Source organism: Shinella sp., assembly GCF_049651085.1.
In the GTDB taxonomy this organism is placed as follows: Bacteria; Pseudomonadota; Alphaproteobacteria; order Rhizobiales; family Rhizobiaceae; genus Shinella.
In genome coordinates, this window is sequence record NZ_JBASBL010000004.1 from 138,169 (window position 1) to 150,668 (window position 12,500).

The window sequence follows — 12,500 nt, forward strand, 5'->3', positions numbered from 1 at the left end:
ATCAGGCCGAAGGTCTTTCGCCGCAGAGCATTTCGCGCTTTCCGGCAAAGCCCGGCCGGCGCTCCACCGCAAAACCGGCGGCGAGGAGATTGCGCCGCACGAAGCCCGCCGCTGCATAGGTCGCGAAACGACCGCCCGGAGCGGTCAGCCGAAAGACCTCCGCCATCAGCTCCGCAGACCACATGTCCGGGTTGCGCGACGGCGCGAAGCCATCGAGATACCAGGCGTCGAAAGGCGCATTCTCCGCGGCGAGGCTGTCGAGCGCCGCGCCGCACACGACGGTGAGGCGCAATCGCGGCTCCAGCTCGATCTCGATGCGGCCTTCCGGCGTCTGCGGCCATCGGGCGGCAAGGTCCGCGCGCTCCCGGCTAATCTCCGGCCAGTGCGAAAGCGCCCGTTCGATATCGGCGCGCGCCATCGGAAACCGCTCGAAGGAAGTGAAGTGGAGGCTTGCGCCCTCCGGCGCCGTTTCGCGCCATTGCCGCCAGGTCTCGCAGAGATTGAGGCCTGTGCCGAAGCCGAGTTCGGCGATGCGGAAGGGTTTGTCGCGCTGCCAGCGCTCCGGCAGTCCGTTGCCGGCGAGGAAGACATGGCCGCATTCCAGCCGTCCGTCGTCGCGGCAATAAAAGTGGTCGTCAAAGGCACGGGAATAGGGCATATCGCCCTTGTGCCAGTCGAGGACCGCTTCGCTCTGGATTGTCTTTTCAGGATCGTGGTCAGCCATGGCAGATGCCGATAGTCGCGCGAAGGCCGCCGGTCAACCGGGCGTGGACCTTGTCGTGGCCGGCGGCGGGGTCATGGGCCTGTGGACGGCGCTCTTTGCCGCCCGCGATGGCCGCTCCGTGCACCTCGTTGAAAAGCGGACGATAGGGGCCGGCGCCAGCGGCGGCGTGCTCGGCGCATTGATGCCGCACCTGCCGAACCGCTGGAACGCCAAGAAGGCCTTCCAGTTCGAGGCGCTTGTGTCCCTCGAGGCGGAAATCGCGGCGCTGGAAGCCGAAACCGGTCTTTCCGCCGGATACCGGCGCACCGGTCGCCTCATCCCGCTGGAAAAACCGCACAACCGCGAGATCGCGCTCGGCCATGTGCAGGATGCCCTTTCCGTCTGGCGCACGCCCGAGCGGACTTTTGTCTTCGACGTTCTGGATGCAGCGCCCGTCGCCAACTGGCCGGCCGGGGCGGCCATGGCCCACGGCCTTGTTCACGATCATCTGGCGGCCCGCCTTGCGCCGCGTTCGCTGCTTGCTGCGCTGCGCGCCGCGCTCGACGCTATGCCGACTGTCACGATCAGCGAGGGCGTCGGCATCGCGGGGCTTGATCCGGCCGCCGGCAAGGCTCGTCTCGATGATGGCAGCAGCCTGACATTCGGCGACTGCGTCCTTGCCACCGGCGTCGAGACCTTCGCCTTGCTCGAACCCCTGACGCCGCCGCTGGCCAAGCCGGCCGGGACGGCGGTGAAAGGGCAGGCGGCCGTTCTCCAGGCGTCTGTCGATCCATCCTTGCCGGTCATCTTTGCCGATGGTCTCTACATCGTGCCGCATGAAAACGGTCTCGTGGCCGTAGGCAGCACCAGCGAAAACAGTTTCGGCGATCCGGCGGGCACCGATGGCCAGCTCGACGTGCTGATCGAAAAGGCTCGGCTGATGGCGCCGGTTCTGGCGGATGCGCCGGTCATCGAGCGCTGGGCGGGCCTTCGGCCCAAGGCGATCGGTCGCGAGCCGATGGTGGGCCGTCATCCCGATCACGCGAATATCAGCCTCATGACCGGCGGCTTCAAGGTGAGCTTCGGGCTGGCACACGCGCTGGCGCGCACTGCTCTTTCCGAAATAAAGGGCGGCACGCTCGACGTGCCGCCCTCGTTCACCGTCGCAGCCCATTTCGAGGCCGCCGGGCGGATCTAGCGCCGCCTACATCCAATAGGGCGGCACGCCGTAATAGTCGTTGATCGCCTTGCCGTTGCGGCGGTTCCAGTCATATTCGGCGTCGCTTTCAAAATGCGGTGCGCTTTCGACCTGTTCCTTCGTCACGTCGATGCGGTAGCCGCCTAGCCCTTCGTCATAGTTCAGCTTGCTCCAGGGCAGCGGATAGTGGTCGTTTCCGATCCCCAGAAAGCCGCCGAAGCTGAGCACGGCATAGGAGACGTGACCGCTGCGCTTGTCGAGGATCAGGCGTTCGACCGAGCCGATATGCTTGCCATCGGCGCCGTAGACGCTGGTGCCTTCCACCTTGTCGCTGGAGATCAGGTCCTGGGTTTCGCGAATGTTTGCGTCCTGCATGGCCATAGGTGTTTCTCCTTGGTTGTCATGGACAGAAAACGGGTCAGGGCGATAATGGTTCCTTTGCATGGGGCTATGCACCAGATTCGATTAGACTTCCCAATGTCAGGTGCTACGGTTACGCCCATTCCCGAGGTGATCGAATGACTGAGACGACTTATCCGCGCGACCTGATCGGTTATGGCCGCAATCCGCCGCAAGTGCGCTGGCCGGGCGATGCGAATATCGCCGTGCAATTCGTGGTGAACTATGAAGAGGGTGGCGAAAGCTGCATCCTCGATGGCGACGCGGCGTCGGAATCTCTGCTGTCGGAGATTGTCGGGGCGCAGCCCTGGCCGGGGCAGCGCAACCTCAACATGGAATCGATCTACGAATACGGCTCGCGCGCCGGTTTCTGGCGGTTGCACCGGCTGTTCACCAGCCGCAATGTCACCACCACGGTCTATGGCGTGACGCTGGCCATGGCGCGAAACCCGGAAGCGGTTGCCGCCATGAAGGAAGCCGGCTGGGAAATCGCCAGCCACGGCTATCGCTGGCTGGAATACAAGGATTTCCCCGAGGACAAGGAACGCGAGCACATTCGCGAGGCCGTGCGCCTGCACAAGGAGCTGACCGGCTCCCACCCGCTCGGCATGTATCAGGGCAAGCCCTCGGCCAATACGCTGCGTCTCCTGATGGAGGAGGGCGGTTTCGTCTATTCCTCCGATTCCTATGCCGATGATCTGCCCTATTGGGTGCCGGGCCTCGATGGCGAGCCCTTCCTGATCATTCCCTATACACTCGAAACGAATGACATGCGTTTTGCCACGCCGCAGGGGTTCAATGCCGGCGACCAGTTCTTCAACTACCTGAAGGATGCCTTCGACGTGCTTTACCAGGAGGGCAGGGAAGGCAGCCCGAAGATGCTCAACATCGGCCTGCATTGCCGCCTCGTCGGCCGGCCGGGCCGCGTCGCGGCGCTCGCCCGCTTCGTCGATTATGTGCTCGGTCACGAGAAGGTCTGGATCCCGCGCCGCATCGATATCGCGCGTCACTGGATCGAGAACCATCATCCCTCCAAGGGCAAGGCATGATCGACCGCGCCGATTTTCTCGCCCGCTTCGGCGGCGTCTTCGAGCACTCGCCCTTCATTGCCGAGCGGGCGCTCGACGCCGGCGCTGTCGTTCTGCCGCTGACGGCACCGGTCGTGCATGGTGCGTTGACGGAGGCGTTCCGCAAGGCGAGCCAGGCCGAGCAGCTCGGCGTGCTGACCGCGCATCCGGACCTTGCCGGCAAGCTTGCGATTGCCGGCGGCCTGACGGAAGATAGCCGCAAGGAGCAGGCTGGCGCGGGCCTTGACCGGTTGACGCCGGCCGAGCATGCCCGCTTTACCGCTCTCAATACGTCCTATACGGAAAAATTCGGCTTTCCCTTCATCATCGCAGTGAAGGGACTGACCAAGGATGATATCCTTGCCGCCTTCGAGGCGCGCATCGGCAACACGACCGAAGCCGAATTCGAAACCGCCAAGTTCCAAGTGGAGCGCATCGCGCTCCTTCGATTGAATGCTCTGCTCCCCGGAGACTGACTATGCCTGATTACCAACGACCGCCCTTCCTCTCCCCGGGAGGGCTGTCCGATGGCTGAGACGCTCACGATCCAACCGCTGACCCAGGAAGCCTTCGCGCCCTTCGGTCAGGTGATCGAGGCCCATCCCGCCTCCATGCGCCATATCAACGGCGGCACGACGGAGCGCTATCACGCGCTCGCCGAGGCCGAGGCGGTGGGCGAGGATGCACGGGTCATCATCAATATCTTCCGCGGCAGCCCGCGGGCCTTCCCCTATACGGTCGACATGATGGAGCGCCATCCTTTTGGCAGCCAGAGCTTTTCGCCGCTCGACAACCGTCCCTGGCTGGTGATCGTCGCCGAGGACGAGGGCGGCAAGCCAGGCCGGCCGCAGGTTTTCCGCGCCGGCGGACGCCAGGGCGTGAACTACCGCCGCAATGTCTGGCACCATCCGCTGATCGCGGTCGGGGCCGTCAGCGATTTCCTCGTAGTCGATCGCCTGGGTGGCGGCGTCAATCTGGAGGAGTTCTTCCTCGAGACGCCGTTCACTATCGAACAGCCCTGAGGCTACCCGGCGCAGCGGGGGAAAAGCGCGCCGGCCGGGCCTGACCCGACCGGCATTGCACGGCATTTCCCCTCAAAGCGCGGCTTTCATCGCCTTGCCGGCCACATAGGTCTCGCGCACGGCACGGTCGTCGCCGACGGTCTGGAGCAGGAACAGCTCGTCGGTGAGCGAGCGCACGACTTCCATCTTCAGCGCCATGGCGGGCGTGGCGCTCGCGTCGAGCACCACGAAATCGGCGTCGGTGCCGACCTCCAGCGTGCCGATACGGTCGGCGAGCGACAGCGCCTCGGCATTGCCGAGCGTCATGTGGTAGAAGCTCTCGAACGGATTCAGCCGCTCGCCCAGCAATTGCTGGATCTTGTAGGCCTCATCCATCGTCTTCAGCATGGAATAGCTCGTGCCGCCGCCGACATCGGTCGCAACGCCGACGCGCACCGGCTTTTCCCGCCGCGCCAGCGCCTTCAGCGGAAACAGGCCGGAGCCGAGGAAGAGGTTCGAAGTCGGGCAATGCACCGCCACCGCGCCCGCCTCGCTCATCGCGTCCGCCTCGCGGTCCGACAGGTGGATGCAGTGGCCGAACAGGCTTTTGCGGCCGAGCAGGCCGTATTTCGCATAGACATCCGTATAGTCGATGGCATCCGGGTAGAGTTCGCTGGTGAAGCGGATCTCGTCGTGGTTCTCCGACAGATGCGTCTGGATGTGCAGGTCGGGGAATTCGCGGGCGAGCGCGGCCGCCATCTCCATCTGAGCGGGCGTCGAGGTGATGGCGAAGCGCGGGGTGATGGCGACGTGGTTGCGTCCCTTGCCGTGCCATTCGGCGATCACCGCGCGGGTTTCGTCATAGCCCATTTCGGGCGTATCCAGCAGGCCCTGCGGGGCGTTGCGGTCCATCATCACCTTGCCGCCGATCATGCACATGCCGCGCTTCAGGGCCTCTGCGAAATAGGCGTCGGCCGAGGCCTTGTGCACGGAGCAATAGGCCGCCGCCGTCGTCGTACCCTGGCGGATCATCTCGTCGTAGAAATGGCGGGCGATGCGGGCGGCGTGCTCGCTTTCGACGAAGCGGCATTCCTCCGGGAACGTATAGACGTTCAGCCATTCCAGCAGATTGGCGGCATAGGAGCCAATTACCTGCATCTGCGGGAAGTGCAGGTGCGTGTCGATGAGGCCCGGCAGGATGAGGTGCGGGCGGTGGTCGATCTCTTCCGCATCGTCGGGCGCAGTGGCGCGCACCGTGGCATAGGAGCCGACGGCGACGATCCTGCCGTCCTCGACCAGCAGGCCGCCATCCTCCTCGTAGCGATAGCTCGCGGTGTCGTCGATCGCTTCCGGGCGACGGAGGAAGGAGAGCAGGCGTCCGCGGATCAGGGTTTGGGTCATGGGGTGTCAGCTTCCTTCTGCGGCAGTTTCGAACCAGGCGGTGATGAGGGCGCGCTCTTGCGTGGTCATGGCGGTGACGTTGCCCGGCGGCATGGCGTGGCTGCGTCCTGCCTGCAGATAGATCTCGCGGGCGTGCAGGGCAATCGCGGAATCGCTTTCGAGCACGACGTCCTTCGGCGCGGCGCGCAGGCCCTCCCAGACGGGTTCCACGGCATGGCACATCGAACAGCGGGTCGAGACAAGGTCGCGCACCGCCGGAAAATGGCCGTTCGTCGCAAAACGCTGGGCGGAGGGGGTGAGTTCCGCATCGGCGCTCTCGCCGGTCAGCACCTTCGGCACCGTGGAAAGCCACATGATGAGGACGAAGAGGAGCGCCGTGGCAAGCCAGGTCCAGGTCGGCTTGCCCTTGCGGGCATGGGTCGTGTTGAACCAGTGCCGGATCGTCACCCCCATCAGGAAGACGAGTGCGGCGATGATCCAGTTGAACGCCGTCGCGAAGGCGAGCGGATAGTGGTTCGACAGCATGAAGAAGATGACGGGCAGCGTCAGGTAGTTGTTGTGCGTCGAACGCTGCTTGGCGATCACGCCGTATTTCGGATCCGGCGTGCGCCCGGCGATGAGGTCGGCGACGACGACCCGCTGGTTCGGCATGATGATGAAGAAGACGTTGGCCGACATGATCGTCGCCGTGAAGGCGCCGAGATGCAGGAAGGCTGCGCGGCCGGTGAAGACCTGCGTATAGCCCCAGGCCATCGCCACGAGGATGAAATAGAGGACGATCATCAGTCCCCAGGTGTTCTTCCCGAGCGGCGACTTGCAAAGGAGGTCATAGAGGATCCAGCCGAGGGCGAGGGAGGCGAGCGAGATGAGGATCGCGACGGTCGTCGAGACGTCGAGCACATTGCGGTCGATGAGGAAGAGATCGGCGCCGCCGTAGTAGACGAGACAAAGCAGCGCGAAGCCGGAAAGCCAGGTCATGTAGCTTTCCCATTTGAACCAGGTCAGGTGCTCGGGCATGGCGGCGGGCGCCACCAGGTATTTCTGGATATGGTAGAAGCCGCCGCCATGCACCTGCCATTCCTCGCCATAGGCCCCTGCCGGCAGATGCGGCCGCTTGACGAGGCCAAGGTCCAGCGCGATGAAGTAGAAGGACGAGCCGATCCAGGCCATGGCGGTGATGACATGCAGCCAGCGGACCGCGAAGGTCAGCCATTCCCAGGCGATGGCATATTCGTACATGCGGTGTGTCCCCTCTCGACATCTGCTTTCAAGGCGCACATTGCGCAAGATTTGCCGGCGAGGGAAGGGGCGCAGCAGGTCATCGCATGGCAAGGTATGAAGAGGAGGACTGAATGGCCGTTTTGCAGACGAAGCATCTGACGCTCAGTCCGTGCAGTCCGGACGACAGAGCGGACTTCATCGGCCTTGAGCTCGATCCGGAGGTCATGCGCTTCCTGAATGGCGGACATGCCGTCGACCACGAAAAGGTCGACCCGGATGCGACGTTTCTCATGCCGAGGGGAACCGAGCCCTATGTCTGGACGGCGCGTCGCAACACCGGCGGCGCGTTCGTCGGGTGGTTCTGCCTGTGGCCGGAGAGCGAGACATTGGCCGAGCTCGGCTATCGCTTGCGCCGGATGGACTGGGGGCAGGGGCTGGCGTCGGAGGGGGCTCTGGCCCTTGTCGATTGGGGATTTCGAAGCGATGGCTATGACAAGATCGTTGCGACCACGATGACGGTGAATACGGCCTCGCGCCGGGTGATGGAAAAGATCGGCATGAACCACGCGCGCACGGTCACGGGCGATTGGCCAGATCCCATTCCGGGTAGCGAGCATGGCGAAGTCTGGTACGAACTGCTGCGCTCGGGATGGAGCGGAAGCCGGTAGCCGCATGCCCGCTTCAGGCTATAGTGGACCCATGTTCGAAGAATATCTGCATCGCTGGCATCTGGTGCCGGATGGCGACCCGATCGAGACGCATACCGGCAACCTGTTGCCAGTGCGGCAAGCCGGCAAGAAAGCCATGCTCAAGATCGCGCTGGTTGATGAGGAGCGCCGGGGCAGTCGCCTGATGGCGTGGTGGGCAGGCGAAGGGGCCGCTCCCGTCCTGGCTCATGCCGGCGAAGCCTTGCTGATGGAACGCGCCAGCGGGGCGCGATCCCTCTCGCAAATGGCGCGCACGGGCAGCGACGAAGAGGCTTGCCGCATCCTCTGCACGACCGCAGCGCGGTTGCACGCGCAGCGCCAGCCGCCGTTGCCGGATCTGGTTCCCCTGGCGCAGGTTTTCCGCGCGCTGGAGCCTGCCGCAAGGACGCATGGCGGGATTCTCGCACGCTGCGCCGAAGCGGCACGCCTGCTTCTGGCCGCTCCCCAGGACGCCGTTGTCCTGCACGGTGACCTTCACCACGAAAATGTGCTGGATTTCGGTGAGCGCGGCTGGCTGGCAATCGACCCCAAGGGGCTCTACGGCGAACGCGGCTTCGACTTCGCCAATATATTCACCAACCCTGACCTGTCCGATCCGAGCGTTCCGGTGGCGACCGATCCGGAGCGTTTCTCGCAGCGGCTTGCGATCATCTGCGAGGCTGCCTCGCTGGAGAGGGAGCGCCTGCTTCTGTGGATCCTCGCCTGGTGCGGGCTGTCATGGGCATGGTTTCTCGAAGATGGCGAGGACGCGCCGGTCAACCGCAAGGTCGCCGAACTCGCCGCAGCCCGGCTTGACGGCTGATCAGCGCCGTGTTGCGGGATCAAGCAAGGGCGTGGTGCCTTTCCGGGGCGAGCGCGACTTGCTATTCGAACACATCGTTGGCCTGAAACCTCAGGTCTGGTTCGCACAGCCCGGCGCAGAAAGTCCTCGCATCATGGTATCAGAGCCCGCACCATTCAAGCACTGGTCCATGGTGGAACTCCTGCACGAGACCGTGAAAAATCCGAACATCCATATCCGCGGGACACACAGCTACTACAGCGCCGCATGGTCGGGCTCCTTCGAGGAGAGCGTCGTGCGGTATCACTATGGCGACGAATACAGCCTCAAGGCATGGAAACCCATGTGGCCGATCGATCAGCTCCATATCGGCGACTATGTCTGCATCGGCGCGGAAGCTGTCATCCTGATGGGCGGCAATCACACGCACCGGACGGACTGGTTCTCCCTCTATCCGTTTTCCGAGGTCATCCTCGACGCCTATGCCGGCAAGGGCGACACGATCATCGGCGATGGGGCCTGGCTGGGCATGCGCGCCATGATCATGCCGGGTGTCACGATCGGCGAGGGTGCAATCGCCGCCTCCGGAGCGATCGTCACGAAGGACGTTGCGCCCTATACGATCGTCGGCGGCAATCCGGCTGTCCCCATCCGCCTGCGGTTTCCTTCAGCCGACACCGAAACGCTCCTCGCTTTGGGCATCTACCGCTGGGAGAAGGCAAAATTCGATGCGCTGAAGCCTTTCATTACGGCCAGTGATATCGATGCGCTCGCCGCAGCTTCGCTAGAATACGATCAGAAACACGGCGCGAGCGCCTAGATCATCTCAGGCCCGTTGGCTATGAGGGGCGACGGCTCGGTATCGGCACGTCCGTCACGTTGGCGTCGGCCCAGGTGCGGATCGCGTGGATTTGCGCGGGGACCTGGTCGCGCAGATAGCTTTGCTCGCCCGGCAGCCCCATCGGGTAGAGCGCGTTCCGACTGGCCTCGTAGGCGGCGCTCTTGTCGGTGCAGAGGCGGATGCGCATGTCCTCCGGCAAGACATCGGTACGGTTCTTGACGGTCTCGACGGTCCCGGCGTCGGCAGACAGACGGCCGTCAAAAGCTTCCGTCAGATATTGCGCGGACCGTTCGTTGCGCTCGCGCTCTGTCGTGGCTCCAAGGACGACCACCATCACGCTTTTCCCATTTCGTTCGGCCAGTCCGACGAAGTTGCGGCCCGATGCGCATATGAAGCCGGTCTTCATGCCGATCGTACCGGAAAAGCGGGTCAGCAGCAGGTTGTTCGACTTGATCTCCTTGCCGTCGATCGTGACGGAGGACGCCAGGAAGAAGCGGCGATATTCCGGGAACAGGCGATCCGCTTCGATGCCCAGGATCGCGAGATCGCGCGCGGTCGTGTAGTTGTTCTTGTCGAACAGGCCGTTGGCATTGGTGAAACGGGTGCCGGTGAGGCCGAGGCGGATTGCAACGTCGTTCATGCGCTTGACGAAGGCAGCCTCGTCGGTGGCGACAGCCTCGGCCAGCGCCACGGCGACATCATTTGCCGATGCGGTGATCGTGGCGAAGAGTGCGTCTTCGAGCGTCATCGCCCGCCCGAAGGTCAGGCCGGATTCGAGAAAGGCCTGCTTCGTCGCGTTGCGGGTCATGGTGACCGGCGTCGTCAGCGACACTTCGCCGGAGCGCAGCGCTTCGAACACGACGAAGGCCGTCATCAGCTTGGTCGTGGAGGCCGGATACCAGGGCACCCCTGCATCCTCCTGATAGAGCACCTGATGACTTTCGGCATCGACCACAAGCACGGGCGTTGCATTTGCTGGTGCGCACAGGAAAAGCGAGGCGATGAGCGCCATGCTTGTCCAGGGACGTCCGGCCATTCTGTTTTTGGTCATTTGCCAGTCTCCGGGGAAGGCGTTCTAATGACATCATGCGCCACGCAAGCGCAAGCTTTTGCTGCGGCACGGCAGGGTCGGAACCCCATCGCTGTTAAACTTCTTTGGGCATCGTCGCCAGAATCCAGTCCCGGAACGCCCGGATCTTCCGGATGTTGCGGCGGTTTTCGGGATAGGCGAGCCAGTAGTCGCGCCCGTCGTTGCAGGTAAGATCGAAGGGCTGGTAGAGCAGCCCGGCTGCGACCTCGGCGCGGAAATGGCCGGGATTGAGGATCGCGACCCCCTGGCCGGCCATGGCCACCTGCGCATCGATCGTCTGTATGCCAAGCTCGTTGGGGGGAAAGCGCGTGAGGTCGGGATTGTCGATGCCGGCGGCGGCAAACCAGGTACGCCACCAGATATCCGGCGGGCTGATGATCGTCAGTTTCAACAGGTCGGCCGGCTCTTTCACGCCGCCGATCGTCTCGGCGAGCGCCGGGTTGAGCATGGGCGCGAAGTCCATGCGCATGATGCGGTGGGCCTCGAGACCCGGCCAGTCGCCCTTGCCCCAGCGGATCGAGACGTCCGCGTCCTCCCGTGTGAAGTCGATCAGGTCCTGCGAGGTGGAAAGCCGGACGGCGATGGCGGGATGCTTGAGCTGGAAATCGCCGAGCGTGCGGCTCAGCCATTGCGTGGCGAAGGTGGGCGTGGAGTGGATGTGCAACTTCTGCTCCGTCGCGCCTCGCAGATCCGCCACCGCTTCGGCCAGCTTGGCAAGCCCTTCGGCGACCTTGGGCGCAAGGCGCTCGCCGGCATCGCTGAGGACGACCTGTCGCGGGTGGCGCAGGAACAGCGTCTCGCCCAGCGTCTCCTCAAGCAGCTTGACCTGATAGCTGACGGCGGTCTGGGTCATGCCCAATTCGTCGCCGGCGCGGGTGAAGCTGCCCAGCCGGGCGGCGGCCTCGAAGACGCGCAGCGCATTGAGCGGGAAATTCCGCGACATCTTCATGGCCAAGTTCTCTTTATGTATGCAGACGAAGGTTCGATTGGAATTCCATCACTTTTCAGCGCACCCTGCAAGCAATGGATGGGATTTACGAGGCCTTATCATGACATGCATTGCCAATCCGACGCCGGCAGGCGTCCTGCAATTTCGAAAGCCGGGCTTGTGGCATAAGCTCTCCCTTGCCTTGCGGTGGCGCAGAAGAAGGCGTTTGCCGTGGCTCGATCCGCGCGACCTCTCCGACCACATGAGGCGCGATCTGGGATATCTCGACGGCCGCTAGACCTTCTCGCCTCGCCATGCGGCGAAGGCGAGCAGCACTTCGGAGGCTGTCATCGCGGCGATGACCTCCGGCCGCTTGTCGCTGACAGCCGTGCCGCCGATCGGCAGGACCAGCCGGTCGGCCGCTGCGCGGTCCACCCCCGCCTCTTCGAGATGATGCAGGAAGTTGCCGCGCTTCGCTTTCGAGCCGACCATGCCGATATAGGCAAGGTCCGTGCGGGCCAACGCTTCCCGGCCGATCAGGAAATCGAGCGCATGGTCGTGGGTGACGATGACGACCGCCGAGCCCGGCGGGATGTCGGCGATCAGCGATTCCGGCATGGCGTTCAGCCGGTGATGCACCTCGGAGGTGAGCTGGTCGAGTTCGCTCTCGCGCGCCTCGACGACGAAAACCTTCAGCGGCAGCAGGGTCAGCGCCTCGGCGAGCGCCCGGCCGACATGGCCGCCGCCGAACACCCAGACCTGCGGTTTTTGCCGTTCCTCCTGCGTGAGGCGCGCATCGAGTGCCTTGCGTGCCGCTTCATCCGCGACGGTGAAGGCGAGTTCGACGCGGCCGCCGCAACACTCGCCGATCTCGGGCCCGAGCGGAATGTCGAGTTTTGCCTCGCCGCCGGCATCCGCCAGCATCTTGCGGGCGTTCTCGATCGCCGTGTGTTCGAGCTGGCCGCCGCCGATCGTGCCGTGGATTTCGGTCGGCGCCACCAGCATGAACGTGCCTTCGTCGCGCGGCGCGGAGCCCTTGGTGGCGGTGACGTCGACGATGACGACGCGGTGTTCGCGGGCGAGAAAGCCCTCCAGACTGTCCTGCAGAAAGTTCATTTCATCCTTCTTGCGCACCCGTCCGCCGGCAAGCCGCCGACGGTGCG

General features: G+C 64.1%; 14 protein-coding genes. 7 read left to right on the top strand and 7 right to left on the bottom strand.

Features of this window, described 5'->3' with window-relative positions; genetic code table 11:
- Nucleotide 1: 1 nt before the first annotated feature.
- A complete protein-coding gene (gene mnmD, locus WA950_RS01110; protein WP_424549823.1) occupies nt 2–724 on the bottom strand; it encodes a tRNA (5-methylaminomethyl-2-thiouridine)(34)-methyltransferase MnmD in 723 nt (240 codons plus the stop codon).
- Between mnmD and WA950_RS01115 the strand changes: the two genes are divergently transcribed.
- Entirely contained in the window at nt 723–1,901 is a 1,179-nt protein-coding gene (locus tag WA950_RS01115) for an NAD(P)/FAD-dependent oxidoreductase (protein ID WP_424549824.1), read from the top strand. The genes mnmD and WA950_RS01115 overlap by 2 nt on opposite strands.
- Nucleotides 1,902–1,907: 6 nt before the next feature.
- Here the strand turns inward: WA950_RS01115 and WA950_RS01120 are convergent, their stop codons facing one another.
- Nucleotides 1,908–2,282, bottom strand: coding sequence for a PRC-barrel domain-containing protein (locus tag WA950_RS01120; RefSeq protein WP_424549825.1), 375 nt, complete (start codon nt 2,280–2,282; stop codon nt 1,908–1,910).
- Between the two features lie 137 nt (nt 2,283–2,419).
- On the opposite strand from WA950_RS01120, the gene puuE reads away from it, so the two are divergent.
- The 3 genes from puuE to WA950_RS01135 are packed head-to-tail and all read left to right on the top strand — an operon-like array spanning nt 2,420 to nt 4,389.
- Nucleotides 2,420–3,349, top strand: coding sequence for an allantoinase PuuE (gene puuE / locus WA950_RS01125; RefSeq protein ID WP_424549826.1), 930 nt, complete (start codon nt 2,420–2,422; stop codon nt 3,347–3,349).
- Nucleotides 3,346–3,843: a 2-oxo-4-hydroxy-4-carboxy-5-ureidoimidazoline decarboxylase gene (gene uraD, locus WA950_RS01130; protein WP_424549827.1), complete on the top strand. Its 498-nt coding sequence runs from the start codon at nt 3,346–3,348 to the stop codon at nt 3,841–3,843. The genes puuE and uraD overlap by 4 nt, the downstream gene beginning before the upstream one ends.
- 51 nt (nt 3,844–3,894) lie before the next feature.
- Entirely contained in the window at nt 3,895–4,389 is a 495-nt protein-coding gene (locus WA950_RS01135) for an ureidoglycolate lyase (RefSeq protein WP_424549828.1), read from the top strand.
- A gap of 72 nt (nt 4,390–4,461) precedes the next feature.
- Here the strand turns inward: WA950_RS01135 and guaD are convergent, their stop codons facing one another.
- Both guaD and puuD read right to left on the bottom strand, forming a co-directional pair.
- Nucleotides 4,462–5,769 (bottom strand): guanine deaminase, encoded by a 1,308-nt coding sequence (gene guaD / locus WA950_RS01140; protein WP_424549829.1) that lies wholly within the window; start codon nt 5,767–5,769, stop codon nt 4,462–4,464.
- A gap of 6 nt (nt 5,770–5,775) precedes the next feature.
- Nucleotides 5,776–7,008: a urate hydroxylase PuuD gene (gene puuD / locus WA950_RS01145; protein ID WP_424549830.1), complete on the bottom strand. Its 1,233-nt coding sequence runs from the start codon at nt 7,006–7,008 to the stop codon at nt 5,776–5,778.
- Nucleotides 7,009–7,121: 113 nt separating this feature from the next.
- Here puuD and WA950_RS01150 point away from each other — a divergent pair, with 113 nt between their 5' ends.
- From WA950_RS01150 to WA950_RS01160, 3 genes are all read left to right on the top strand, one after another.
- A complete protein-coding gene (locus tag WA950_RS01150; RefSeq protein ID WP_424549831.1) occupies nt 7,122–7,658 on the top strand; it encodes a GNAT family N-acetyltransferase in 537 nt (178 codons plus the stop codon).
- A 31-nt stretch (nt 7,659–7,689) separates the two neighbouring features.
- Nucleotides 7,690–8,499 carry an aminoglycoside phosphotransferase family protein gene (locus WA950_RS01155; RefSeq protein ID WP_424549832.1) on the top strand — a complete coding sequence of 270 codons (810 nt, stop codon included), beginning with the start codon at nt 7,690–7,692 and terminating at the stop codon, nt 8,497–8,499.
- A gap of 133 nt (nt 8,500–8,632) precedes the next feature.
- Nucleotides 8,633–9,298, top strand: a complete 666-nt coding sequence (locus WA950_RS01160) for a CatB-related O-acetyltransferase (protein ID WP_424549833.1) — start codon at nt 8,633–8,635, stop codon at nt 9,296–9,298.
- 19 nt (nt 9,299–9,317) lie between these two features.
- Here the strand turns inward: WA950_RS01160 and WA950_RS01165 are convergent, their stop codons facing one another.
- The 3 genes from WA950_RS01165 to xdhC all read right to left on the bottom strand — a co-directional run bounded on the left by WA950_RS01165 (nt 9,318) and on the right by xdhC (nt 12,453).
- Complete coding sequence (locus WA950_RS01165) at nt 9,318–10,370, bottom strand: D-alanyl-D-alanine carboxypeptidase family protein (RefSeq protein ID WP_424549834.1); 1,053 nt, start codon at nt 10,368–10,370, stop codon at nt 9,318–9,320.
- 94 nt (nt 10,371–10,464) lie between these two features.
- On the bottom strand, nt 10,465–11,358 hold the full coding sequence (locus tag WA950_RS01170) for a LysR substrate-binding domain-containing protein (protein WP_424549835.1): 894 nt from the start codon (nt 11,356–11,358) through the stop codon (nt 10,465–10,467).
- Nucleotides 11,359–11,631: 273 nt separating this feature from the next.
- Complete coding sequence (xdhC, locus tag WA950_RS01175; RefSeq protein WP_424549836.1) at nt 11,632–12,453, bottom strand: xanthine dehydrogenase accessory protein XdhC; 822 nt, start codon at nt 12,451–12,453, stop codon at nt 11,632–11,634.
- Nucleotides 12,454–12,500: the final 47 nt, after the last annotated feature.